Origin of the sequence: Steroidobacter agaridevorans (assembly GCF_009932555.1) — a bacterium.
GTDB classification, from domain to species: Bacteria; Pseudomonadota; Gammaproteobacteria; order Steroidobacterales; family Steroidobacteraceae; genus Steroidobacter; species Steroidobacter agaridevorans.
The window spans coordinates 596,271-620,937 of sequence record NZ_BLJO01000003.1 but is presented as its reverse complement, the minus strand read 5'-3'; the positions used below and the strand labels follow the sequence as shown (position 1 = coordinate 620,937).

Sequence of the window (24,667 nt, the reverse complement as noted above, 5' to 3'; positions counted from 1 at the left end):
ACCGCGCCACCGATGGAGTATTCAGAATCGTCACATTCACGCCCGCGACCTCGTCGAGTTCGGTAAAGCAGCCGTCATGATCGCTTCAGCGGTGGCGGTGTCGGCGGCGAACTCGCCGGCATTGGCGCCCTGGCACATCACCATGATGCGATCGGAAAGCGCCATGATCTCCGGCAGCTCGGAGGAGACCATGACGATCGACAGACCGCCCGCCACCAGTTCCTCGATGAGCGCGTAGATTTCGTTGCGCGCATTGATATCGATGCCACGCGTTGGCTCATCCAACAGCAGCACCTTCGGACGGGTGGCGAGCCACTTCGCCAGAATCACCTTCTGCTGATTGCCGCCGCTGAGATTGCGCACCGGTTCCCGCAGCGATGATCCGCGCCAGTGGATGCGTTGGAGCAAAGTACGCGCACATTCCGTCTCGAGTGCCGGATGGATCAATCCCCAACGTTTCATCGCGCCCAGACACGCCAGCGTGGCGTTCTGTTGCGTGCTCATGTCCAACACCAGTCCATCACGCTTTCTATCCTCCGGAGCAAACGCAAGCCCCGCATCGACGGCCTCCGCCGGCGACGCGAAGCGCGCTTCACGCCCGTCGATGGCGAGATCTAGACGAGCGCGACGCGCATGCATGCCGAAGATTGTCTCCAGCAGTTCGGTGCGTCCGGCGCCCATGAGCCCGAAGATGCCCAACACTTCACCGCGGCACAGATGCAAGTCGACGTTGCGCACCAGGTAGTCGCCAGGCCGGGAGGGATGCGGCAGATACGCCTGCTTTACGCAGAGCACCGGCTCCTTCGTCGAGCGTCGCACGCGTCGCGCATGCGTTGCTGTCGGGGTGCGTCCGACCATGAGGCTGACGATCTGCTCGTGGGTCAGCGACTCGTAGGATGCCTGAGTGATCATCCGGCCATCTCGCATGATGGCGACTTCGTCGGCCAGGTCCGCGAGCTCTTCGAACTTGTGAGTGATGTAGACGATCGCGACGCCCGCGGCCTTGAGCTCTTTGATCATGCGCAGTAGCGATTCGATCTCGCCTTGCGACAGTGCCGAGGTAGGCTCATCCATGATGATCACTCGCGCATTGGCGGACAGCGCCCGCGCGATTTCAACAACCTGCTGCTGCCCGACGCGCAGCGAGTGTAGCGGCGCATCTGCTGGTATATCGAGCTGCATGCGCGCCAGCAGGCTGCGCGTGTGACGATGCATCGCTGCGTAATCGAGTGTGCCCCAGCGCGTGGTCGCTTCCTCGCCGAGGAAGATGTTCTCGGCGACGGTCAGATTCGCGCTCAGGCCCAGTTCCTGAAATATGGTGGCGATTCCTCCGCGGCGCGCTTCACTCGGATGACGGAAGCTGATGACTGTGCCGTCGAGCAGAATTTCGCCCCTGTCCGGCGGCTGTACGCCGGCGAGCACACTCATCAGCGTGGATTTGCCGGCACCGTTTTCTCCGACCAGTGCGACGAGCTTGCCGGCCGACAAGCGCAGGCTGACATCTTGCAGGGCGCGGACGCCAGGAAAGCTCTTGGAGATGTTGCGTGCCTCGAGCACGTGAGATGTCGCGGCCGTTGATGTCATTTCAAAGGACTGACGTCGATCGCGACCACTTCCAGCGCACCTCCGCGACGCGCGAACCGGGCACCGCCAGTAAAGTTCAGCACTTCGCCGGGCCGATTCAGTGCGGCGATACGTGGCTGCACTTCCCGCTCCGATAGCAAATTCAACTCGGCACTGAGGGCGTTGAACTGGAAGGAGTCAAAGTCCCCGATCTGGACCAGCGATGTGGAATCGCGCAGCGAGTTGCCGAAAACCGGGCCGGTAACCAGCAGCACGCGCGTGGAATGTTCGGCAATTTCGAGCACTACCCCTTTGCGGGTAGACTCGAGCACGCGACCCGAGCCAGTCACGAAAAAAAATGCCGGGCCACCATGACCGATGCGTCGGCCATATTCTTGCTCCGCCGCTCCAGGGTCGCGCTCGAAGGCAGCCAGCAGCGTGGACAACGGAACTGCGCGTTCCTGCGTGCCGAGCATTTGTTTCCAAAGCTCCCGGGCACTGTGCGCCGGGCTCTGCGAGGGCCCCGAGTCCCTTGCAACGGATGCGGCCGGCGCGTCCAGCGTACGAACGTGGAACGGCGGCAGCACCCAACAGAAAATGCCGAGCGCCAGCCCCCAGATCGCGACGGCGCGCCAGCGGCGTCGATTACTCGCCACGGCGGCCATGTTCACCAAACTCCCCGATGTTGCCACGAGTGACCAGATCGACATGGATCGGCAGCCGTGCCGGCAGGTTGCGCTCCCCCTGCAGATAGCGATCGGCGAATTCCGCCACCATCCGCGCCATCGTCTTCGGATACTGCATCGCTGTGGCAGTGAGCTTGCCTTCGGCAATCGACGCGAGCGCATCGTCCGAGCCATCGAATCCGAAGACCTTCACCTTGCCGGCGAGTCCCGCGCTCAACAACGCCTGATAGGCGCCAAGAGCCATGGCGTCGTTGCCGCAAAACACCGCGTCGATGGAGGTGCTCCGCTGCAGGATCGATTCCATGACTTCGAGCGCTTTGCTGCGATCGAACTCCGCGCTCTGCTGGGCGATCATTTCCAGGCCCGGATAGCGATCGACGACGCTGTGAAAGCCCTTCGAACGGTTCCAGGTGTTGTTGTCGGTCACGATACCGAGCAGTTCCACGTACCTGCCCCGCTCGCCCAGTTGCTCGACGAACTCGATGGCCACGTCCACCGCGCCGGCATAGTTGTCCGAGAGTACTTGAGAAACGGGCGCCCGTGAGTTGATCTCGCGATCCATCGTGAACACCGGAATGTTCGCCACGCGCGCCTTCATCACGTTGGCGACGGAGCCCTCGGCATCGGTGGCGTTCAGCAGCACGGCGGCGTAACGCGATGCCACGATATTCTCGAAATGCGCAGCTTCTTTCGCTGGATCGTTCTGCGAATCGAAGATTGTCACCTTGTAGTTCCGGCGCTGCGCTTCGTCGCGCGCCGTGTTTGCCAGCACCACGAACCAGGGATTGTTGAGCGTCGAAACCACCACGGCGATCTGACGGCTCTGCGCCCCTGGAGCAGGCGCGGGTGTCGATTCGGCCGGACCACGCGAGCAGGCCACGAGCCCGCACGCCAAGATGATTCCAGCGACCGCTCCGATGACGGAACGCAGTGCTCTCATTCTTTCATCCCCCTTCGACTCGTCTGCCGGCGGTTCAGGTCACGCCCAGCACCTGCTGCACGGCTCGCTGCCAGCCTCGATAACGGCAGTCGGCCTCGTCCGGCGACATCTTGCGACGGTACGCATGAGCTTCGCTCGTCAATTCTCTCATGGCCTGCGGCGACGGGTACCATCCTATCCCCAACATGCCCATCATGGCCGCGCCGATCGCCGAACACTCGGGATGACGCGGCAGCCGCAGTTCGATGCCCAGCACGTCCGCGGTGAACTGCATGAGCGGATCGCTGCGAGTCGCGCCGCCATCACAACGCAGCTCGCTGACGGCGACGCCCGCTTCGGCCTGCAGCATCTCGATCACATCGCGCAACTGAAAAGCAATGGCTTCCAGCGCCGCCCTGACAATGTGTCCTCGATGGCTATGCGCGCTTAGCCCTACGATCGCCGCACGAGCCGCATCACGCCAGTATGGCGCACCGAGTCCGGCGAACGCCGGCACGAGATATACCTCGTTACGCTCGCCGGCGGCCTGAGCAAGGCGCTCGGCTTCCTCCAGAGTGACGAACAGACCCAGTTGATCACGCAACCAGTTCATGGTCGCCGCCGAGAAATTGATGATACCTTCGAGCGCATAAGTGACCCGCCCGCCCTGCACCCACGCCAGCGACGCCACAGCGCCCCGGGTCGAGCGTGCCGGCGATGAGCCGACGTTCACGAGTACCGATGTGCCGCTGCCGAACGTCGCCTTGGCGCTGCCCGGTTCAAAACATCCTTGCGCAAACATCGCCGCCTGTGAATCGCCCATCACGCCGCGTATCGGCACCGCATACGGTAACAAACCATCCAGTGTGCTCTCACCGAACTGAGCATCGCAATCCCGGACCTCAGCCAGCGCGCACGACGGTACCTGCCACCAAGAGCAAAGGTCCTCGTCCCACGCCCGCTGGTGGATATCGAATAATAGAGTCCTGCTCGCATTGCTCGGATCGGTCGCGAAGACCTGCCCTCGCGTCATTCTGTAGATGAGGTACGTCTCCATCGTACCGATGAGCACTTCGGCGTTCTGCAGTCGGCGGGCTATATCCGGGCGCTCCTGCACCAGCCACTGCAGCTTCGATGCGCTGAAGTAGCCATCGATCCGCAACCCAGTGCGTGCACGGACCGTCGAGTCGCGTCCCCTGCGCAGTTGCTCGGCGCATAACTCATCACCGCGCCGGCATTGCCATACCATCGCCGGATGAACGGGGGCGCCGGTGACGCGATCGAAAATCACCACCGTCTCCCGCTGATTTGCAATGCTGATGGCGCTGATCTCGATCCCGGAGCACGCGCCGGACTGTTGCAGCTCGCGCACAGTCGCGAGCACGTTCGCCCAGATCTCCTCTGCATCGTGCTCGACCCATCCCGGTTGTGGATAGTGCTGCCGATGGTCCCTGCCCGCTCTCGCGAGCACCGCGCCAGATGGATCGACCAGCAGCGCTTTGGTCGCCGAAGTACTCTGATCGATGGACAACACGGCCTTCATCAGATGGACTCGAGCAAACGATGCGCGGTTCGCGCCAGACCTTCCATCGTGATGCCGTAGTGCCGGAATATGTCCGCCTGGCTGCCGGTGACCGTGTATTCATCCGGGATGGCCACCATCTTGAACTGAGTTCGCGCTCCTGACTCAAGCAGCAACGAAGCGCAGGCTTCACCCAGGCCGCCGCACACGGAATGCTCTTCGACGGTGATCAAGGCTTTGCATTCTCGAGCGGCTGCCAGCACGGGTCCTTGGTCGAAGGGACGCAGCGCCGGTACACTGACGACTCGACAGGAAATTCGCTCGCGATCGTACAGATCCTCAGCGGCGAGCAGCGCGTGAATGACCGCTTCGCCGATCGCAATGAATGCGACGTCGGTGCCCTCGCGGACCACCATCGCGGATCGCACATGGTTACCCGTCTCCGGTCCATGCACGTCGTACATTGGCGCCTTGCCGAATCTCAGATAAACCGGATGCACGGCCTGCGAGGCGTACAACACCGCCGCGTGGGTCTCTTTGTTGTCTGCCGGTGCCACGATGCTGACGTTGTTGATGGCGCGCAGCGCCGCGAAATCGTGCAGCGAATGATGTGTCGAGCCGAGCGCTCCGTAACTCACGCCAGCGCTGATACCCACGAGCACGACGGGATGATCCGAGTAGGCTACGTCAGCTTTGATTTGCTCCAGCGCGCGCGCGGTGAGAAAACAGGCAGGAGAAACCGCAAACACTTTCTTGCCCGTGGCCGCCAGTCCGGCCGCGATGCCGACCAGATTCTGCTCGGCGATGCCGACCTCGACGATCTGCTTTGGCAGGCGCTGACCGAACCCGACGAGCTTGCCCGACCCGCGCGAGTCGCTGGTGACGACCATCACGTTGCGATCCCGGGCGGCGATCTCGGTGAGTGTCGCCGCGAACTCTTCGAGGTTCGGACGACCGAGCCGCAAGCCGAGCCGCGCCGCCCTCTGGCGTGCGTCGTCCGAATACATTGAGGGCGTTCGGGCGCTCACTGGTGCCCTCCCACCTGGCGCAGCGCCGCTCCCAGCTCCTCCATGGCGCGGCGATACTCATCGACGTCCGGCACGCCGTGATGCCACTTCAGCACGCCTTCCATGAAGCTCACACCCTTGCCTTTGATGGTGTCGGCGAGCAGCACCATGGGCTTGCCTTGCGGAGGCGGAACGGTGAGCGCGTTGGTGAGCGCAGCGACATTGTGGCCGTCGACAGTACGCACGTGCCAGCCGAACGCGCCGAACTTGGATTCGAGCGGCTCGCTGCTCAGCACATCTTTGGTCGGTCCGGTGATCTGCAACCGGTTGCGATCGACGATCGCGACCAGCTGATCGAGTTCATAATGCGCCGCCGCCATCGCGGCCTCCCACACCGAACCCTCCGCGAGCTCACCATCGCCGAGCAGCACGAACACACGGTTACGCAGATCATCGTGACGCAACCCGAGCGCGAGTCCAACGCCGAAGGCGAGCCCATGCCCCAAGGCGCCGGTATTGTGCTCCACGCCCGGCACCTTGCGTGTCGGGTGACCGATGAAGTGCGAGCCGTACTCACAGAGCGTCGTCAGCTGCGAACGCGGAAAGAATCCTAGATCGGCCAGCACCACATAGAGCGCCTCGACGCAATGTCCCTTGCTCTGAATGTAGCGGTCGCGATCGGGCTGATCGAACCTCGCCGGCGATATCCTCATGACGCGGTTGTAGAGCACATTGAGAATATCGATGGACGACAAGCTGCCGCCGGTATGGCCCGCGCCTGCATGCGAAATGATCCGCAGCACATCCTTGCGATACTCGAGCGACTTGATCATCAGCTCTCGGTCGCTGACGCCGAGCGCGTGTGAGGCGCTCATCGCAGATCGCCGAGAATGGTTTGATAAACCAGGCGCTGCGCAGCCAATGCATCCTGATTGGTTCGCACTTCGTGCAATTGCGCGAGATCGATCCGATCGAGCGCCGCATCCAGCAACTTGAGCATGCCGATGCTGTGTCGGGCGGCAACAACCGGATCCTCACGGAACGGAAACTGGTCGAGCAGGATCGGACGTTGCCAGCCGATGCTCCGCAGGGCGAGCATGAACTCCAGGGTCTCGATCAGATGCACCGCCCCGACAGTGAGATCGTCATCCCACTGCCGCCAGTTGTCGTTCACTTCCACGCTACGCAACTTGCCGCGCCGAGCGATCAGCTGCAGTTCTTCAGCAGGTGTTTCCTGTGCGAACAGCGAGTGACCGAGATCCATGACGATGCCGACGTTGTCGACGCCCATGTCCTGAATCGCCAGCAGCGTGCGTGCCGCCGAGCTGAAAGTAATGTGAGTTCTCGGTTCCTTGGACTTGTATTCGATTGCGAATCCCATCTGCGGGTGGCTTGCTGCCAGCGAGCGCACGCCGGCGACGGCCAGATCCCAAAGCTGGGTATATTCCGCCTGAAAGGGATAGTCATACCCGTCCTGCCCTGGCCAGAACTTCACGTAATCGGCTTCGAGCAGTTGCGCCACATCGATGGCGCGCTTGCATAGATCGATGGCATCGCCGCGCAGCTTCGAGTCCGGATTGGTGAAGCTGCCGCGCTGAAACTTGCGCGTATAGATGGCGGGCGTGACAGCGATCGCTCGCAAGCCCGCATCCTGAAGCGCGGACTTCACCTGCGCGGGCGTGACGCCCGGCTCGAATGGATAATTGATGTCGACCGCAGATAGCAGTCCGACTTCTCCGGCACGAGCGATGGCCTGAAGTGTTCCGACGGGGGGGCCGTATGCGTCCGTCGCATACCGATCGACGAACTGCCCGAACATCCACAAGCCGGCGCCAAAAGACAACGACACCGCGCGTGGCGGGCTATTGGTGCTGAACATCATCTCCCCCTTCATATCCAGCCTCGGCAGGCTGTCTTCGCGTCATGACGAGTTAGGGTAGGCTGATTTTTAGAGGCATTCTTCCTTCCAACGATAAAAGACTTCCTGTATCGTAATGTCATGACGTCGTTCGATCCGAAGCGCCCCGACTTCGCGCCGTATGGCTTCACGTGCGAACTGTGGCGCCCCACGCCGATGCCGCGACCCGACCGGCACAATGAAATCGAGATCAACCTGCTGCGCAGTGGCTTGGTCACCTATCTGCTCGGCGGTCGCAAGGTGCAGGTGGCCGCACAGAGATTGAGCGTGTTCTGGGCGGCGATTCCCCATCAGATCCTGTCGTTCGAGGACACCACCGAATATTTCGTGGTCACCCTGCCGCTTGCCTGGTTCCTGCAATGCAAGTTGCCGGATCAACTGGTCAAGCCGCTGCTCCACGGCGAGGTCATTGCCGAGTCGATCGACACGCGAGCGGCGGCGGACATCGAATTACTGTCGCGCTGGGAGCAGGATTTTCGCGAGCCCGGCGAGAGCCTGCGCAAGGCGGTGCTCCTGGAGCTCGAAGCGAGGCTGTTGCGTCTGGCCGTCACAACGCCTTCCGCGACGAGTCGGAGGCCGCGCCCGGGACACCGCGCCGTCAGCCATGCGGGCTTGAGCAAAGTGGAGCAGATGGCTTGCTTCATCGCGCAGCGCTATACCCAGCCGCTGAGCGTGGAGGAAATCGGCGAGGTCGTGGGATTGCACCCCAACTACGCCATGAACCTGTTCAAGAAGACCTTCGGCATCACGCTGGTGAACTACATCACTCAGCATCGCGTATCGCATGCACAGCGATTGCTCGCTACGACGGATGCGAAGATCGTGGATATTGCGCTCGCCTCAGGGTTCACTTCGACCAGCCGCTTCAACGCTGCGTTCGATGCTGAATGTGGCTGCTCGCCTCGCGCCTATCGGCGCGAGCACCAGCTTACGGATTGAAAGCTCACTGCAGATCCAATGCAGTGACGGCCGTTACTTCCTGACATCGACGATCACCCGCTGGTATCGCGTCAAGCGCGGCGTGCCGTGATCGGTCACCGCAACGATGAAATGCATCGTGCCGGTGCCGGGCGCCATGACTCGCCGCGTCGGCACCGTGAACCAGGCCTGCGGCTGATCGAAGTTCGTGATCTCGACGAACTCGCCCGTATCGCGGCCAGACACGGTGAACGTTCCGGCTTCCGGGTAAAAGAACCAGCGATAGGACAGCGCATCGCCATCCGGATCGCTCGTGCCCGCAGCGCTCAAGTCGACGCGCTCGCCTTGTCTCGCCGTCAGCTCGCGCGCATGATCGAGCTTCACGATCGGTGGATGGTTCGCATCGCCGGGCGCCTTGATGGTCCAATCCATGCGAGCGGCGAAGTCATTCTGATAGTCGCGGCGCCAGCGCCAGATCGTGGCGTGATTGGTCGTGTGCCAGTTGCCGTCCACGCCCAATACTTCATCGACGGCATCGGTCCAGATAGGGCGCGTTTCCTGCTCGACGTGCCAGCGCTGCTTGCGCGGCTGATACAACTCGTAACGTCCGCCCCACCCGCCCCAGTTGGGATGCTCGGGTTCGTTAAGTCCATTGTCCAGCAGGCCGAGGAAGCTCGGCGTATCACCTTCCATCAGGAACTCGGTGTGCGGATGCTGGGCGCCGAGCGGACCTTTGTTACGGATGTTCCGATCGAGCCACGGGTTGTCAACGATCGGAAAATCGGCGCCTCCAAACCGTCCATGGACGCGATCGCCGCTGATGCCGCTCCAGGTGGCGAAGTGATACGCGCCGCCCGCCGAGAGCCCAGGACTGACGATATAGAACAGCGTGGGAAAGTTCTTGCGGATCCACGGGCCTGAATCGTCCTGATCCGAGATCGTGTATACGCGCAATTTGGCGACGAACTTTGCCAGCGCCTGTTTGGAACGCGTGGCTCGGACTTTATGAAGCGCCTGCGCGAGCACGTTGGGACCGCCCCAGACGGTTACCCACAGCGGCCGCGAGTCGTCGCGGTCAGCGGCGGCAATGAGCGCCGCGGAGCCCTGTGAGTCCTTGTCATCACCCACTGCCTGCATGCCCAGGAGCGGCAGGCCTTCACTGATGACAGAGCGCAAACGCTCAGCGGTCGGCCATCCTGACTCATGCTTCTCCAGGTTATCCCGTACCTCGCCATAGGCGTCGACGATAGTGCGAATACGAGCCGCGGCGGTTCGATTCGGCAAGTGCACCGAGGTCGTAGCAACCAGGCCTTCGATATCGAAGTTGTTCGCATAGGCAAGCAAACGCACCATGGATTGCGCGTCATCCGGTTCGTTCTCGATATCGGTGAGCACGAACAATCGCACTTTGTCGCCGGGCGCAGCATGCGCGTCCACACTGAAAGCCAACAATGCGAGCAGGAGGGTCAGCAAACGAGTCTTCATAGGCATGTTCGTCGGATCAACCATCGTAGAAAATCTGCACCATGACCTGCGCAGCGACCCCGAGCATGGCCGGGGGTCCGTGACATGCAGGGGGCCGGGGTCGCTGCGCCGTCAACTGTCGATCTGCGCCAACTTGCTTACCTCAGGGCGGAGATCAAAGTCGTCATGTGTGTCGTAAAGACAGCCGTGCTGATGCCGCGTACCGGCACCCGATCATCGGCTTGAACGTCGGCTTGAATCGACATCCCAGGACGCGGCACAGAAATCCCGTCCGTGACCCAGGCGCCGCGCGCATCCAGCGAGGCGATCACTCCGGCCACCTCAGCAACATCGGGGCGCGATCGCCTGTGTGTATCCAGTGCAACCAGACGCTCGGCCCGCTGCTTCGGCGAAAGCGCGGCTATTGCTTCATGATCGGCACGCAGCGCCTTCACATCGACGATCGGCTTGCCGCCCCAGCGGCAAGGTTTACCTTCGCACCGGGTCTGCGAGGGATCGGTAACCCATTTATATTTGCCATAGCCTTCCGACGTGCGCTCGCCGGTGCGAACGACATATAGCGGCCGGTTGGTTCCCGGTTCCCAGTAACGCGGCGTTGGATAGCGCTCCGACGCCGACTCACGATTGATCCGGTCGAACCAATCGAGGCATCGCGGCACTGGCGCCAGGTAACGCGGATCACCCGTTCGCAGATACATGACGTGCAGGATGTCGATGACGCTGCGACTTTCACGCACGACATAGCCTGCGGGTTCATGCGTTCGCGCAGTGGCGGGACGCATGTCCGGACCATACTGCTCGGCCCAGCATGCCTGGCCGACGGGGCCTTGCAAGCTGATCAGCGCATCGACGCCGCGCCGGGCGGCTTCCCAATAGCGTTCATCTGCGAAGGTATCGAACGCCTGCAGCAGCACCTTGATATTGTGCTCGGCGGCCCCGTCGTTGAGCGTGAAGAAAGAGGTGTAGTCGGGCAATCCATCGTGGGCGTACTCATACCGCAACGGGTAACGCTGCGGCCAGGCACCATTCGGATACTGCGAGATCAACAGGAAATGGAGCGCTCGGGCCACCGGTTCGCGATAGGCGGCCTCGTGACTCACGCTATAGAAGCGCAGCAGGAACTGGGCGGCGTCCGATGTGACGTGATCGTCAAAAGTCGCGTTGCCGTAGTAGTGCCGATACTCTTCCAGTCCATACGGAAATCTGGACGCAACGTCCTCGTACCACTGCGGCAGGCCACGTGGATCGAAGTCGATGAAGTAGTGCCAGCCGCCGAGCGGATGCTGTCCGAACACCAGTGCGTCGGCGGCCTTGCGTGCCGCCTCCAGGTAGTAGCGGTCGCCGGTGGCCTCGTAGGCGTCGAGCATGACCTCCCCCACTCGCTCGGTGCCCCCTTGCAGCCAGATCTGCGACGGCCGAGCCGGCACCTCGCCCCAACGCTGCGAAAGATCGTCGCTGACCACCCACACGTAGCCACCGTGCACGGCCACCTTGTCCACCATGAAAACGGCGGCCTGCTTCATCGCCTTCAGAATCTCCTCGCGCCCCGGCTGCGAGGCTTTCGCGTTCCCGAACAGCGCTATTGTCATCAAAACCAAGCCGAGCGCACTCAGCGACCAATGAACTCTGTCGTTGCCATTCGATACCACTGACATCATGTACCTCTGCTCAAGAAAGCGATCTACTCGGCGCGTTCCATCGAGCATCGCCAGCGTGCTCGATGGAACCGTCACGGCGTCACCCTCGACTACAGCTTGACACGCAAGCCGAGCGTGAACGTTCGACCGAATCCCTGGTGCAACTGAATGATCTCCACGTCGCTGTAGACCCAGCGCTGGGTATGCTCGTCCGTGAGGTTCTGTATCTCGGCGGTGAGGCTCATATAGTCGCCGACATCGAAACGCCACGACGCATCCACATAGAGATTGTCCTCCACCGCGCGGAAGTCATTGATGAGCGGCGCGTTGCACGGCGCGCCGCCGCTGGTGGTCAGTCCAATCTCGCAAGTGCCCGCCGATACCGGAAAGAGCTGCATATATTCGGATCGATACGCTCCGGAAATGCGCGCTTCCCAGCGATCCGTCGCATAGTAGAGCGTGGCGTTGAACGAGTTGGGCGACGCGTTGAGATACGGTGCGGTCTGCGTTTGCCCGGTGTTGCTGTTGACTATGTATTGCAGCTCCGACTCGATGCGTGTGTAGTTGAGGATGGTGCCAAAGTTGTTGAACGGCGCCGGCAGGAACGTGAACGGCTGTTGATAGGACAACTCCGCGCCACGGATGAAGCCGCCGGGCGAATCGCGCTGCGTAGTGATGCCGAAGGTGCCGCCGTTATTGATGTGCGCGAGCAGTGGCGCATCGGTGATGGTCGCCACGTACGCACTCAGCAGCTCTGGCGGCAGCACCTGCGACAGCGGCCCATCGCTGCGTACCGACTGCGGGAACGATTCGATGTCCTTGTAGAACAACGCAGCAGCCAGCAAGCCTTCACTGCTGAAGTACCACTCCAGGCCGAGATCGTAGTTGGTCGCGCGGAATGGCTCGAGGTACGGGTTGCCCATCGTAAAGGCCGGCGCTGAATTGCAGCCAGCGCTGGTGCCGCTGCAACCGGTCGGCAGGTTGCCGTTGGGACGCAGGTCGTTGAGCCGCGGGCGGGCCATGACTTTCGCGGCGCCGATACGCAGCAGCGTATCGGGCAGCACCTCGTAGGCAAGATTCAACGATGGCAGCGTGTCGTTGTATTCGTTGTTCGCGGTGAGGATTTGGTTCGCGAGCAGCCCAGCGGATTCCACTTCCGTCTTCGCGTAGCGCACGCCGAAATTTCCGAACAACCGCCGGCCGCCCGGCTGAGCGTTCATCGTCAGCTCGGCGTAGCCGCTGGTATCGGTTTCGGAAACGGCGTTGGTGCTCCCGGTGCGTTCGTTGAGGCGCCAGTCGCCCCATTGATTGATGCAGTTGCATTGCACGTCGAAGGCGTTACGGAAGCCATCGAAACTCGGTGCGAACCAGCGGGTCGGTGTGCCATTCGAAACATCGATGCCGCCTTCGCCGTAAGAAACCATCCGGCCGAACTCGCCAATAGCGCGGCCCGCCTCGCGCTCGGTTGGAATCATGGGCTGAGCACCCGAGTTACGCCGCAGCTCGAGCGCGGAATAATCGAACTTCTTGCGCCCGCCGCCAAAGTTCACGCCGAAGGTGTCAGAGAAAGTCCAGGTGAAATTCAGTTTCGCCGTTTCAAACTCGTTGTCCACGGCCCAGCGAACCGTGCGCACTTCCGACAACCCTTTCACGAGGCTCCAATTGTTCGGATCCGCCGGATCGAATCCGAGATTCATGACGGGCATGGAGCCGCCGCTGCGTTCATCGAATACGAAACCGTCCATGTCCAGATTGTTGAACTCGACCAGCATGCCGTTGCTTCGATATTCCGACTTGGAGGTGCCGATCAGCGCGGTCATGCTCAGCGCATCGCTGAACCGGTGTTCGAAATTCAGCGAGATCTGATCGAACGTCGTCTCGTTCTCCGTGCCGTCGGCGGCATTGCGCCAGTCCACGTTGTCGAGCGCAATGTAGTCGGCGAACGCGCGACCATCGCGGTTCGTGACTACGTTCACGTCCCGCACCTGCATGTTGGGGCGTCCGACGAGCTGCGCCCAGTTCGCGATGCCATTGGCGCTCGGGATATAGCCGACCGAGGCAGGCGAGTTGTAGTAGTCGTAGGGCTCGAGATTGTGCGGATTGAAGCTGAACTGCGTGCCGGCAACCGGCGTGGTTCCGTACAGCGCCTGACCACAATCGCGATCGTCCACCGTGCCCGTGACCTGATCGCATCTCGCGTACAGGCCGCGCCGGGCCGCCGCATTCAGCGAAGCTGGATTGATTGCCGCCGTGGCGTTGTATCCATTGCGATTGCCGCTGATGGGCGTGAGCTCATAGAGCACTTCTTCACTCTTGTACGAGGACAGAAGATAGTCCAGCGACAGTAACGATCGATCGGTCGGACGCCATTGCACGCCGAAGGTCACCCCGAGGCGTTCGTAGCTGATTTCCTCGTGACTCAGCGTCGGGAAGGTTGGAATGAATGCCGTCAGGGGCAGCGCCGCGTACGCCGCCGGGTCGGAACCGCAACCCAGCAGCCCCGGATTTGCCGCGCAAGAGAGCGCTGGATTCGCGTGGGTCGCGTTGGAAGGACGCGCATAGCCGAACGTAGCCGGCGTCAACCCCGCGTGCTGCGAATTTCGATACAGGATGTCGGCCTGACCGGTGTTGCGATCGTACTTGTCGATGACCGAATCACGTTCGCTGTAGGCCGCCGAAGCGATGATGCCCAGCCTGTTGTCGAAGAACGTGTCCGTGATGAGTGCCGCCAGGCGCGGCGATACCTTATCGCCGGCATCGTAGTACGCACCCGAGGCGGAAAGTGCGGTAGCGAAGCGCCCGTAATCCAGAGCGCGGGGCGTCGAGAGCGCGACCGTCGAGCCCAACGAGCCTTCGTCAGTCGACGCCGCGGCGGTCTTCTGAACCTTGAGACTGCCGAACAGCTCCGACGCAAACGAGTTGAATTCGAAGGAACGGCTGCGATTGGGAGACGAGCCAGAATTGCCGCCGCCCGCGGTGGACAGCGCGTCCATGCCGTTGATAGTGGTGGTTACGAAATCGCCGCCGAGACCGCGAACGGTGATGGTGCGGCCCTCGCCGTCGACTCGATCGATCGATACGCCCGGCAAACGCTGCAGCGACTCGGCCAGATTGCTGTCCGGAAAATCCGCCATGTCCTCGGCGTTGATCTCGTCGACCTGCGTGAACGACTCGCGTTTGGTCTCGATTCCGCTCGCGAGCGCGCTGCGGATACCTGTCACGATGACCTCTTCGAGCTGTGAGGTCTGCGCGGTCGTCTGCGACCACGCTGGAGCGTAGGCCGCCATCCACATCCCCGCCATCGCCAACGCCCTGCCGGACGTCGTGCAGATGGCACGCGTAACAACACGATTGCGCTGCTGCATCTTTAATCCCCCAGACAGTCCTTGTACCGAACGCTCTCGTGACCACGCGACCGCGCAGCCCTCCCGGCGCTCTTTGCCCGTTCAAGGTAATCTGTCGATTGCAGCGAATCTTCTCGATCTCACCTAAAGATTCCCAGGATAATAATCTTTCGGAGCCATTCCAGAGCTCGGACGGTTCGCAGGACCGTCATGGATGCAGTACGAATCGATGATGGAAGAGGCTCGCAGCGTGCGTTGCCGGCCTCAGAACCCGCTCAGGACCGCCGCGGTTGAAGTGGCAACTCTCGCTTCCATGCCGGATAGTCTTCGTCGAGCAGCCGGCGAGGCCAGGTGCCGTAGTACCCATAACCCGTGCGGCGCTCGCGTTCGATTTCCGCGAAGTTGTAACGGAACACCGAGTCCCGGCCCAGAAAAATCGGACGGTTGGAGCCGAGTTCATAAAAGCGAGCCCAAAGAGTTTCGGCCGCTGATTCCGCCATCACGCGCTTGTCTGCTAACCCATCATCACTCGTAAAGCGTTCCAGGCGAATGCCGACGATAGCCGACTGCCGCAGCCAGCGCACGCCGCCTTCGATTGCGGCGACGATCTGCGGCGTCGGCGCCTCGATGCTCATGAGAAAGCGCAGGATGCCCACGCTCTCACTGCCCGATAACGAGGGCGGCTCGTAACGACGCGCCCAGGCGGGTTCGAGTGTCCGCTCGTCATACTGTGCGCACCAGGCGGTCAGGAACCCGTTTTGTTTGATCTGGGTTCTCAATATGAGATCGATGCCTCGCGCAACCGCCTGCGCCGCCCGCTCCCGGCGCACATCGTCGACGAACTCGTAGGGTGGCTTTCCGGATGCGATGTCACGCAGCAGACTCATCACGCGGATCATCGCGTCGTCGTTGAATGTAATGTGCGAGTAGTAGCCGCTGCGTAGCGGATAGAATTGTGGCCATCCGCCATTGGGATATTGCGCGGCAAGCGTGTAGTCCAGGCCGCGATTGAACGCATCCCGATAGACTCTCGCGCCCGTAGCGTGCACGACGCGCGCCAGGAACTCCATCGGCAATGTGGTGCCGTCGTTATCGAAAGTATTCTCTTTACCGTCGGAGGGAATATCCGCGGCGGTTCGCGGTGCCTTCGCCAAGTCGGTGTTCTTTGGCCAGCCACCCTCAGCCGACTGATACTGCAGGACACTGTCCGCGATCCCCCGAGCCTGCGCGGATCGATACCAATTCGACGCTTGCCGAGCGACGCCGGGGTTCCAGGCGACTGGCGCAGTCGCCGAGCATCCCGATAAGATCGCAAGCCCGGACAGAGCCACCAGGAAACGAATCGCACGCGCCGAGATGGGTTGTGCGGGCCGATGGCTGGGCATCACAGGTCTCCCATCGCCAGTCATTCGGACGCGCGAGTCGCCGGACGCGCCTCCAACTTCGCACCGACGAGTTCCAGCGGCGAGTTGAACTCTTCGGCGGTACGCAGCGTGTAGTCGCGAAACTCCGCTGCGGTCCGATTCACGGTGCCCTCGCTCCATCCCGCGGCGATCAGGTACTCGAATGAGCGCTCATTGTTCGGCTTGATGCGCAGTACGTGGTTGCCTTCGCTGGTAGGCACGAAGACGTATTCCGGCGAAAACTTTTCAGGCACGACCAGTGCGGTACCGACGAAATCCACCATCAAGCTGTTCTCACGCAAGCCGTCGTCGTCCTGGTTGCGGATCGCCTCAGGTGCGCCGCTGATGACGATGCCGCGCGCTTTATGAAAACTGGTTTCACTCAGATGCTTGCGCATACCCACGGCAAAAGCGGTGTCGGGATTGTCAGGGTTGAACACAGAGAAGTGGACGCGCGCCGTCGCATAGCTCTGCCCCGCGTACGCGCTGTACATTTGTTCCAGCTCATACTTTCCGGCGCCCGAGTCCCAATTGAAGGTGCGCGCTCGGACGATCGAGCGCACCGGCCCATTGGCCAACACCGTAAATGCATAGCGAGTGTCGCTGCGTGGACCTGCGTTGAAGCCGGTGCCCAGCGAGCGCGCCGTAAACCTGGGGCGCGAGACGACGTTGGGATTCTTTGCGTCTTCGAACACGCCGATACCGCCGCCGCCGAACGACGCCCCTACCTGCATGATGTCAGAGCCGTAGGCAACATCGGTCGCGGACACGCCGTAACCGTCGAGATTCTCCATGTACAGGCGGTGCGACATCAGCACCGGGCGCCGCTTGCCGAACACGTCGATATCGGTCGGATACCACAGTTTCCAGCCGATGTTCTCCGACTCCCAGAACGGTACAGTGTGTCGGGCATAAGAACCGATCGCGGCATGCGTCCGGTGCACGTGCCAACCACGGTTGTGGAAGCCGAGATAGAGATAGAAGACCTTGCTCTGCCCCGCCGCGAAATCGGACATGAAGAACAGCTCGTCCCAGAGGCCGTCCTGGTCGAGATCGTCGAGCTGATAGGCAATCCAGGCGCCGTTGCTTTCCCGGCGCGTCTCGTGTCCGCCTTGTCGCTGGAAGAGCTCCGCCGAAGGCTCGGGCCGGCCTGGCAGGCTCGGGTCGACGAGCGTGAGGGCGAATTCGTGGCTGTCCGGCAGCATGCCGAGCTGATCGCGCCGGATGGTCACTGGATTGTTGTGCCGCTCGCGGTCCAGTGTATTGCGCACTACCAGTTCGACGCGCTGCATAGGCTCGAAATCGCCTTGTGCATACCATGGCCGCGATGTAACTGATTCGTCACCTGCGGCCAGCAGCGGTTGTAACAGCAAAGCCAGCAATGCAGTTGGGATACGGATGTATCGCATTGTCGTCGCTTCGGTTTCCGTCACTCGGCTCGCAGGATCAGCACGGCGTCTTCCCATCTCTCGGGAGGAAACATGCCGCGGGCCTCATTCGGCTCGAATCGCCCTGCCGGCTGCTCTGCGCCGTCGCGCGGATCGAACCATCGCGCCACCGCAGCTTTGCCCAGCGTGTTCGTTATCTTCGCGTGCGAGTTATTGGAAAAATAAACCAGCGCCAGCTGGCCAGAGGCAGCCGTAACGGCCGCCTTCAGGCTTTCACCTTGCCCGGCGCCGGCGACCATGCGCCCTTCTGGAATCCACTGCGGCCAGCCGTGCTCCAGCAGAAATTTCTTCGCCACTCCGGCGAACTGGGCGGCGCCTGGAAAATCGAGCGACTGTTGCCAGGTGTAGCCGCAGTTGTAGTCGCCGCCGTTGCCGCGCATAGCCCAGATCGGCCCCGCCCCGTACGTGTGCCCGGCGCCGCCGGCAAAGAAGGTATGGTAGATCTGGCGGCGCGTTTTGAGCGGTGTGACCCAACCGCACTCGCGACGATAAGAGCCGAATTCGTAGGACCCCTCGAGGAACAGGCTCGGCTTGATCGGCCGCTGCAATTCGTAGTCGCGCAGCATCGTCGGGTAGACCTGCTCCACCTCGCTCCACACTTCCACGCCGTTGGCGCTCAGCCAGGCATCCTCGTGGAACCATTTGGAAGAATTGTCTAGAAAGTCGCCATCCGGGTGATAGGTCATGAAAACCTGCTTCCAGGCCGGATGCGCCCGGTTCCATGAGAGCCGCTGCCCGGTCACACCGTGCGCGATTCCCTCTGCCATCGCCCTGAACACGGCGCGCTTGTCGTACTCCGCGTACCCATCGCTGCCGTAGCCCTGATACTGCGCCTTGGCATCGCCGCCGAGCACCCAGACGATGTGCGGCTCCCGTTGATAGCGCTTGCCGAGGAACTCGCCATAGGACTTCGCCTCTGACTCCGTGAATTCCTGATGAGCGCCACCAAACTGCGGAGTGACGTAGGCTCGTCCCCAACAGGGCAACAGCGCCAGATACATGTTCCGCTGCTTGATCGCGCGAATCACATAGTCCGCGTGATCCCAGTAGTCATTGGGCGCGTCGGGGCTGCCCCCCTCGACCACCAGCGGCTCGGCCGTGTTGGGAGAATCCTCGCCGCCGCTGAAGGGACGATGACCGTAGGCATTGGCCGCGTTGTGAGGTCCGCTCCGCATCCCGCCGCCGTGCGGATACCAGAACGCTACCGACTGGATGACCGTGAATCCCAGTCGTTGACGGTGATCAAGGTATTGATCGATCTCTTCGCGAGTGAGCTGTTGAAACATTCCCCACGCGGTATCGCCGATCCAAAGCAGCGCGGTGCCATCCGCATGTTGTATGGCGTGGCCATTTGAGGACACCTCGAGCTTGCCATGCTGCTGCCAGGGCGCCTCCGCTCTGCCCGGCTGACCCAGCAACGAGGCGCACAGCAGGACAATCAGAAAAATTGTTTTCATGGTCAGTTCAATACTTATGTGATTCGTAAAGGCCGCCGGCAGCCAAGCGCCATGAACGCTGCGTGATAAGAAACGCAACGTCGATGACGCATCGAGGGATTCGCTTCGATGGCGGCTTGTGAGGACCGGAACGGTCAATGCGTGCGAATGGCACGTGAAACAGCAGGATGACGCTGCACCTGAAATCCCCCAACGTTTGTATCGAGTCTCGCAGGGCTGCACGCAGCGGGCCCGACGGTCTCTCGTCGCCATGACGGTAGTCCGCTCACGCCAGTGAATCTTCTCGATATCTGCCGAAAGCTTCTAGGATACTAATCTTTCAGGTGCATTGGCTCTCTCGATCTGCTGCCGCCGCGTTAGGTTCGACGCTGGACCGGAAGCTGGCCATTTACTGGCCAATGAAGGTTGCCTGCGGAATGCTTACAGAGGATGCCCATGACCCGACAGCGAAGATTCCTATTCATGATCAAGGTGGCGGCGGCGCTGCTACTGGGCTGCGCAAGCTCTGCCGTTCGGGCGGAGCTGGTTACCTGGACTTTCGCAGAATTCCCACGCATCGCTGACCATCACGCTCGAGTACTCGGCGCGCCTCGCGCGCAGATCGTGGATGGTCGCCACGCGCTCTGCTTCGATGGCCGGTCCGACGGAGTCATCGTCACAACGAATCCGCTCGCTGGTCAGGCGCAGTTCACCATCGAGGTGTTGATCAAACCGGATGGAACGGGAGACGAGGAACAACGCTTCCTGCATATCGAGGATGAACGTGCCAGCCGCCTGCTGCTGGAGACGAGACTGACTCGCGAGCGACAATGGGCACTCGATACCTTCATGTACGCTTCGAGCGAAGATAATCGGGTGCTTCTCGATCGTGCCAAGCTGCATGCGGCGGATCGCTGGCACTGGGTGGCGCTGTCGTTCGATGGACGGACCATGGCGCACTACGTGAATGGTGCCAAGGAAATGGACGGGCCCGTACCATTTCATCCCATGAAGGACGGTCGCATCTCCCTGGGTGTGCGGTTGAACGAGCGATCCTGGTACAAAGGATGCATCGCCGAAGTTCGTTTCACGTCAGAGGCCCTGGCGAGCCCAACTCGGATCGTGGACTCGCTTCGACCTGAGACATTCGACTCGCGACGATGATCGAGACTGAGACGCTCGAGTTGCTTCGCACGGACGCACTGTGATCAGCGCAACAGCAAGATGGGGATCAAACACGTCGGTCGCCGTGCTTCCAACAATCAGCTGCCGGATACGGGAATGGCCATAGGCTCCCATCACGAGCAGATCGATGGATTTGCGGTGACGTAGTGTCCTATCACTGCGTCGCGTTACCAGATCGAATGGCGCTGTGAATTTTTCGACGCCCCTGCGCGTCGTCTCGCTGCCATCGAAAGCAATCAGGAATTGCTGGATCGGATTGAACTGCCGTGAGGCAACCATCAGCGGCCGATGCACCGCGCTCGTATGGCGCGCCCCAGGTCCGAGCCAAGATGCATCGTTGCAAAGTCAGCGTGCTCGCCCTGTTCCCACTTTCGCGGCGTCGAGGCGCCAACGCCGATCAGACGCGCCTATCGTCGAACCACTGTTGGTGACCGCGTTATTCAAACAAATGAACCGCAAATGGAGTCCTTTCTACGAGAACAGCAGTCCTCCGTTGACATCCAGATTGACGGCTTTGAGGAACGATCCGTCTGTCGATGCCAGGCATGCAACGACTTCTGCCACCTCGCTGGCTTTGCCCTCGCGCCGCAGCGGGGTGGCCCCGGCCACAGTCGTGCGCACTTCGGGCTTGGAGAACATGTCATGGAAGCTCGTACTGATCATGCCGGGACAGACCGCATTCACGCAGGTACCGCGGAGCCCGAGCTCTTTCGCCATGACTCGAGTAAATGTAGAAACGGCACCTTTGGCTGTTGCATAAATGGATGCACCCGCGCCTCCGCCATCTCGCCCAGCCTGGGAGGAAAGATTCACGATCGCCGACCCGCGCGGCATGTAAGGCACGGCAGCTCGCGTCATCAGGAAGGTCGATTTCAGATTGAGGGACATGACCCGATCGAAGAATGCTTCATCGATCTGCGCAAGAGTTCGGCGCTCGACCAGCCCGCGTGCAACGTTTACTAGCAGGTGGATATCCTGACCATAGGCGCGATGGGCAGCTGCAATGATCGATCAACGTCTTCTTGATGGGTCACATCGGCGCGACCGAGGATCGCCGTGCCGACGGCGATCTCTATCGTTTGCAATGCCTGCTCCGCACTCGCCACATCATTCGCTTAGTTGATACGATTGCCACCTTGTCTTTAATGCGCATGCGTCGGTCTCGCAGATTCAATCGCATACGGCGCCTCAGCGTCGATCGCTGGTAGGGCACCCATTCTGGCAATCACCCATCGCGCCAGCTGTTGACCACGTTCCACCGCCGCCGCCTTGCCTTGCGCGAGGCGAAGGCGCGCGCCCAGATATCCTGCATTGAAGGCGTCGCCCGCCCCACTGGTGTCGACGACTTGCACGACCGAAGACGGCGGCATCACCTCTCCACCGGAGTGCGCATCGACCAACAGACAGCCTCGCTCGCCGACCTTGACCACTACTTCCTGGCAGCCTAGCGCGATCCAGCGCGATGCGATTTCCCGCTCGGTCAAGGCCGACACATATAACTGTCGCTCGTCGACGTCCGTCGGCAGCCCGATCGTGGCAGTGCCCATGGCGGATTCGGACACCGCACGGGCCTGCTCGAGGTCCGGCCACAGATTGCGACGGAAATTGCTGTCGTAGGCGACCTGATCTCCCTGCGCACGCACGCCGGCCGCCAGCTCCAGCAATCGTTCGCGTCCTTCCTGCGGAAGTATCGCGAGCGATATCAGACTGAAGTACAGCAATTCAGCATTGCGTGCCTCGTCTAGCGCCGCCTGCATGGCTGGAAGCGCGAACATCTCGCGTGCAGCGCTTTGATCCCGCCAGGTGAGGAAACTGCGCTCGCCATTCTGATCGAGGTGAATGGCGTAGATCCCCGGACTACGCATCGGATGACGCAACACGAAGCTCGTGTCGATGCCTTCCGACGCCCAACCTGCAACCAGCGCATCGCTGATCGGATCGGTTCCCACCGCGGTGACATACGCCACCCGGCAGCCCATTCGCGCAAGATGGATCGCGGTATTGAGGGTATCCCCACCATAGCGCAGTCCAGCGGAAGCGCCACGGCTGTGATACTCCAGCATCGCTTCGCCGAAGACAAAAATGGTCATTCCAGGCGTCCCGATCGCCAGCGTTCGTTTCCTACGAGAAGTACAGACCGCCGTTCACATCGAGGTTGGTGCCAGTCAGAAAACTGGCATCTTCGGATACCAGATAGGCCGCGGCAGCGGCCACTTCCAGAGCCGCTCCCTGACGGCGCAGCGGCGTGGATGCGGCGACATTCTCACGCACCGCGTCCTTGGTGAATCGGTCATGGAAGGACGTGGCGATCATCCCTGGACACAAGGAGTTCACCCGAATGCCCCTAGGCCCGAGTTCCTTGGCCATCGCCCTTGTAAAGGACATGACCGCGCCCTTTGAGGTCGAATAGGCAGCAGCACCCGGGCCACCGCCATCGCGTCCGGCCTGCGACGCTAGATTGACAATCGCACTCCCCGCCGGCATGTAAGGCACGACCGCTTTCGTCGCCAGGAAAGTCGACGTCGTGTTCAGGGCCATCACTTGATTGAAGAAGTCGAGATCCATTTCGGCGAGCGTCTTGCGCGCAATCATGCCGCCCGTGACGTTCACTAGGATATCGATCTGTTCGCCGAAGGCCTTACGGGACTCCGCCACCAGGCGCTCGACATCGGCCACGACGGTGAGATCCGCCTTGACCAGGATCGCACTCCCTCCCGCCGCCATGATCGCCGCCAGCGTTGCCTCGCCGTCCGTCTTATTGTTGCAGTAGTTGACGACCACTCTGGCGCCTTCTTCCGCGAGCCGCTCCGAGACCGCGCGCCCGATGTCGCGGCTGCCGCCCGTTACGATTGCGATCTTGCCTTCAAGCTTCTTCATGCTTCACCTTCTGCATCACGACAAACTTTCATTCCGACTTGCTGGTGACCTTCTCTACCCTGCCGCCGAGAAAAATCAGCGAAGCAATGGATAAAGGGACGAACAGCGAGCTCATGACGAACACCGGCGCAAACGAAACGCTGGTCATGACCGGTACCAGCTTCGTCACCACCAACACACTGAGGACGGCCGCCGTGCCGCTCATCCCGGCCATCAGACCCACGGAGCTTCCGTGGAAGTAGTCGCTGGGCAGCGTCTGGATGTTGCCGATCGCGACTTGGAACCCAAACAGAATCACAGCGATGAGCAACACGGCTGTCAGCGGGTCCGATGCCCTGCCGGTCAGGAGCAAGGCCGGCAGCATCAGCAGTCCGCCGAATATCACCATCGCCTTGCGCGCAAAGCCCACCGAACACCCGGATCGAATGAGGATGCCGGCAAACCAGCCACCGCTCAGGGCGCCCAGCATGGCCCCGACATATGGCACCCAGCCGAACGCGCCGATCTGCTGGACGTCGAATCCGAAGCTCTCCGAAAGATAGATCGGCAGCCACGACACGAAGAGCCACCAGATCGGATCCAGGAACAAACGGCTGAGAATGATTGCCCAGCTCTCCTTGTGTGAGAGAAGTTGTTTCATGGTTGGCGCGTAAAGTTGCCCGACGGGCACAGCGCTCTCGATTTCCGTACCGGCGCCAAGAATGTGAATTCGTTCCTTATTCGTTAGCCAGGGGTGAATCGCCGGTCCGGCCTTGTAGATCACCAACCAGGGAATGATCCAGAGCGCGCCAAGCACGCCGACCGCCGCAAATGTCGCCTTCCAGCCGAACAGGGTGAAGAGCCACGCAATGAGTGGCAATGAGACGATCGCGCCGAGCGATGCGCCGGAGTTGAAGATCCCCTGTGCGAATGCCCGCTCCCGGGGCGGGAACCACTCGGCGTTGGCCTTGACGGCGCCTGGCCAGTTGCCGGCCTCCGAAAATGCCAGCGTCGAGCGAAGGAGCGCGAACGCACCGATGCTGCGTGCCGTGGCGTGCAAGGCAATCGATGCTGACCAGATGATGATCGACGCCACGAACCCCATGCGCGTGCCGATCACATCAAAGATCTTGCCGAAGGCAGATTGCCCAAGCGCATAGAACATCGTGAAAACCACGACCAGGTTGGCGTAGTCGTCTTTGCTTGCGCCGATATCCTTGGAGATCTCCGGCCACATGATCGCAAGCGCGTTCCGATCGATGTAGTTGATCACTGTCGCAAGCGCCACCAGCGATACGATGAACCAGCGAAGTCCTCTGATCTTCAAGTTGTCACCACTG

Annotated in this window: 19 protein-coding genes; 2 read left to right on the top strand and 17 right to left on the bottom strand. The window is 61.4% G+C overall.

Features of this window, described 5'->3' with window-relative positions:
* Positions 1–36: 36 nt before the first annotated feature.
* The 7 genes from GYH35_RS13565 to GYH35_RS13535 are packed head-to-tail and all read right to left on the bottom strand — an operon-like array spanning position 37 to position 7,579.
* On the bottom strand, positions 37–1,584 hold the full coding sequence (locus tag GYH35_RS13565; RefSeq protein WP_161828706.1) for a sugar ABC transporter ATP-binding protein: 1,548 nt from the start codon (positions 1,582–1,584) through the stop codon (positions 37–39).
* Positions 1,581–2,228: a DUF2291 family protein gene (locus GYH35_RS13560; protein WP_161828705.1), complete on the bottom strand. Its 648-nt coding sequence runs from the start codon at positions 2,226–2,228 to the stop codon at positions 1,581–1,583. Before GYH35_RS13560 ends, GYH35_RS13565 begins: the two co-directional genes overlap by 4 nt.
* The gene (locus tag GYH35_RS13555) at positions 2,209–3,189 is read right to left on the bottom strand and encodes a D-ribose ABC transporter substrate-binding protein (RefSeq protein ID WP_161828704.1); all 981 of its coding nucleotides are present in this window, start codon (positions 3,187–3,189) and stop codon (positions 2,209–2,211) included. The genes GYH35_RS13560 and GYH35_RS13555 overlap by 20 nt, the downstream gene beginning before the upstream one ends.
* A 34-nt stretch (positions 3,190–3,223) precedes the next feature.
* On the bottom strand, positions 3,224–4,711 hold the full coding sequence (locus tag GYH35_RS13550; RefSeq protein ID WP_161828703.1) for an FGGY family carbohydrate kinase: 1,488 nt from the start codon (positions 4,709–4,711) through the stop codon (positions 3,224–3,226).
* Complete coding sequence (locus GYH35_RS13545; protein ID WP_161828849.1) at positions 4,711–5,697, bottom strand: transketolase family protein; 987 nt, start codon at positions 5,695–5,697, stop codon at positions 4,711–4,713. The genes GYH35_RS13550 and GYH35_RS13545 overlap by 1 nt, the downstream gene beginning before the upstream one ends.
* A 17-nt stretch (positions 5,698–5,714) precedes the next feature.
* Positions 5,715–6,572, bottom strand: a complete 858-nt coding sequence (locus tag GYH35_RS13540) for a transketolase (protein WP_161828702.1) — start codon at positions 6,570–6,572, stop codon at positions 5,715–5,717.
* A complete protein-coding gene (locus tag GYH35_RS13535; RefSeq protein WP_202624303.1) occupies positions 6,569–7,579 on the bottom strand; it encodes a sugar phosphate isomerase/epimerase family protein in 1,011 nt (336 codons plus the stop codon). Before GYH35_RS13535 ends, GYH35_RS13540 begins: the two co-directional genes overlap by 4 nt.
* Positions 7,580–7,696: 117 nt before the next feature.
* Between GYH35_RS13535 and GYH35_RS13530 the strand changes: the two genes are divergently transcribed.
* Positions 7,697–8,554, top strand: coding sequence for a helix-turn-helix domain-containing protein (locus GYH35_RS13530; RefSeq protein WP_161828701.1), 858 nt, complete (start codon positions 7,697–7,699; stop codon positions 8,552–8,554).
* A 33-nt stretch (positions 8,555–8,587) separates the two neighbouring features.
* Here the strand turns inward: GYH35_RS13530 and GYH35_RS13525 are convergent, their stop codons facing one another.
* The 6 genes from GYH35_RS13525 to GYH35_RS13500 form a co-directional block, all read right to left on the bottom strand.
* The gene (locus GYH35_RS13525) at positions 8,588–10,024 is read right to left on the bottom strand and encodes a DUF1593 domain-containing protein (RefSeq protein ID WP_161828700.1); all 1,437 of its coding nucleotides are present in this window, start codon (positions 10,022–10,024) and stop codon (positions 8,588–8,590) included.
* 131 nt (positions 10,025–10,155) lie between these two features.
* Positions 10,156–11,676: a pectate lyase gene (locus tag GYH35_RS13520; RefSeq protein WP_161828699.1), complete on the bottom strand. Its 1,521-nt coding sequence runs from the start codon at positions 11,674–11,676 to the stop codon at positions 10,156–10,158.
* Positions 11,677–11,765: 89 nt separating this feature from the next.
* Positions 11,766–15,020 (bottom strand): TonB-dependent receptor, encoded by a 3,255-nt coding sequence (locus GYH35_RS13515; protein ID WP_161828698.1) that lies wholly within the window; start codon positions 15,018–15,020, stop codon positions 11,766–11,768.
* 254 nt (positions 15,021–15,274) lie between these two features.
* Positions 15,275–16,384: a pectate lyase gene (gene pelA / locus GYH35_RS13510; protein WP_161828697.1), complete on the bottom strand. Its 1,110-nt coding sequence runs from the start codon at positions 16,382–16,384 to the stop codon at positions 15,275–15,277.
* Positions 16,385–16,404: 20 nt separating this feature from the next.
* On the bottom strand, positions 16,405–17,694 hold the full coding sequence (locus GYH35_RS13505; protein ID WP_161828696.1) for a DUF4861 family protein: 1,290 nt from the start codon (positions 17,692–17,694) through the stop codon (positions 16,405–16,407).
* A 137-nt stretch (positions 17,695–17,831) separates the two neighbouring features.
* On the bottom strand, positions 17,832–19,307 hold the full coding sequence (locus GYH35_RS13500; protein WP_161828695.1) for an apiosidase-like domain-containing protein: 1,476 nt from the start codon (positions 19,305–19,307) through the stop codon (positions 17,832–17,834).
* A gap of 471 nt (positions 19,308–19,778) precedes the next feature.
* Between GYH35_RS13500 and GYH35_RS13495 the strand changes: the two genes are divergently transcribed.
* Positions 19,779–20,450 (top strand): LamG domain-containing protein, encoded by a 672-nt coding sequence (locus GYH35_RS13495; protein ID WP_161828694.1) that lies wholly within the window; start codon positions 19,779–19,781, stop codon positions 20,448–20,450.
* A 492-nt stretch (positions 20,451–20,942) separates the two neighbouring features.
* On the opposite strand, the gene GYH35_RS13490 is transcribed toward GYH35_RS13495, so the two are convergent.
* From GYH35_RS13490 to GYH35_RS13475, 4 genes are all read right to left on the bottom strand, one after another.
* Positions 20,943–21,413 (bottom strand): SDR family NAD(P)-dependent oxidoreductase, encoded by a 471-nt coding sequence (locus GYH35_RS13490; RefSeq protein ID WP_235936783.1) that lies wholly within the window; start codon positions 21,411–21,413, stop codon positions 20,943–20,945.
* A gap of 200 nt (positions 21,414–21,613) precedes the next feature.
* Complete coding sequence (locus GYH35_RS13485; RefSeq protein WP_202624300.1) at positions 21,614–22,561, bottom strand: sugar kinase; 948 nt, start codon at positions 22,559–22,561, stop codon at positions 21,614–21,616.
* A gap of 31 nt (positions 22,562–22,592) precedes the next feature.
* On the bottom strand, positions 22,593–23,348 hold the full coding sequence (locus tag GYH35_RS13480; RefSeq protein WP_161828693.1) for an SDR family NAD(P)-dependent oxidoreductase: 756 nt from the start codon (positions 23,346–23,348) through the stop codon (positions 22,593–22,595).
* Positions 23,349–23,376: 28 nt separating this feature from the next.
* A complete protein-coding gene (locus GYH35_RS13475) occupies positions 23,377–24,648 on the bottom strand; it encodes an MFS transporter (protein WP_161828846.1) in 1,272 nt (423 codons plus the stop codon).
* Between the last annotated feature and the right edge of the window lie 19 nt (positions 24,649–24,667).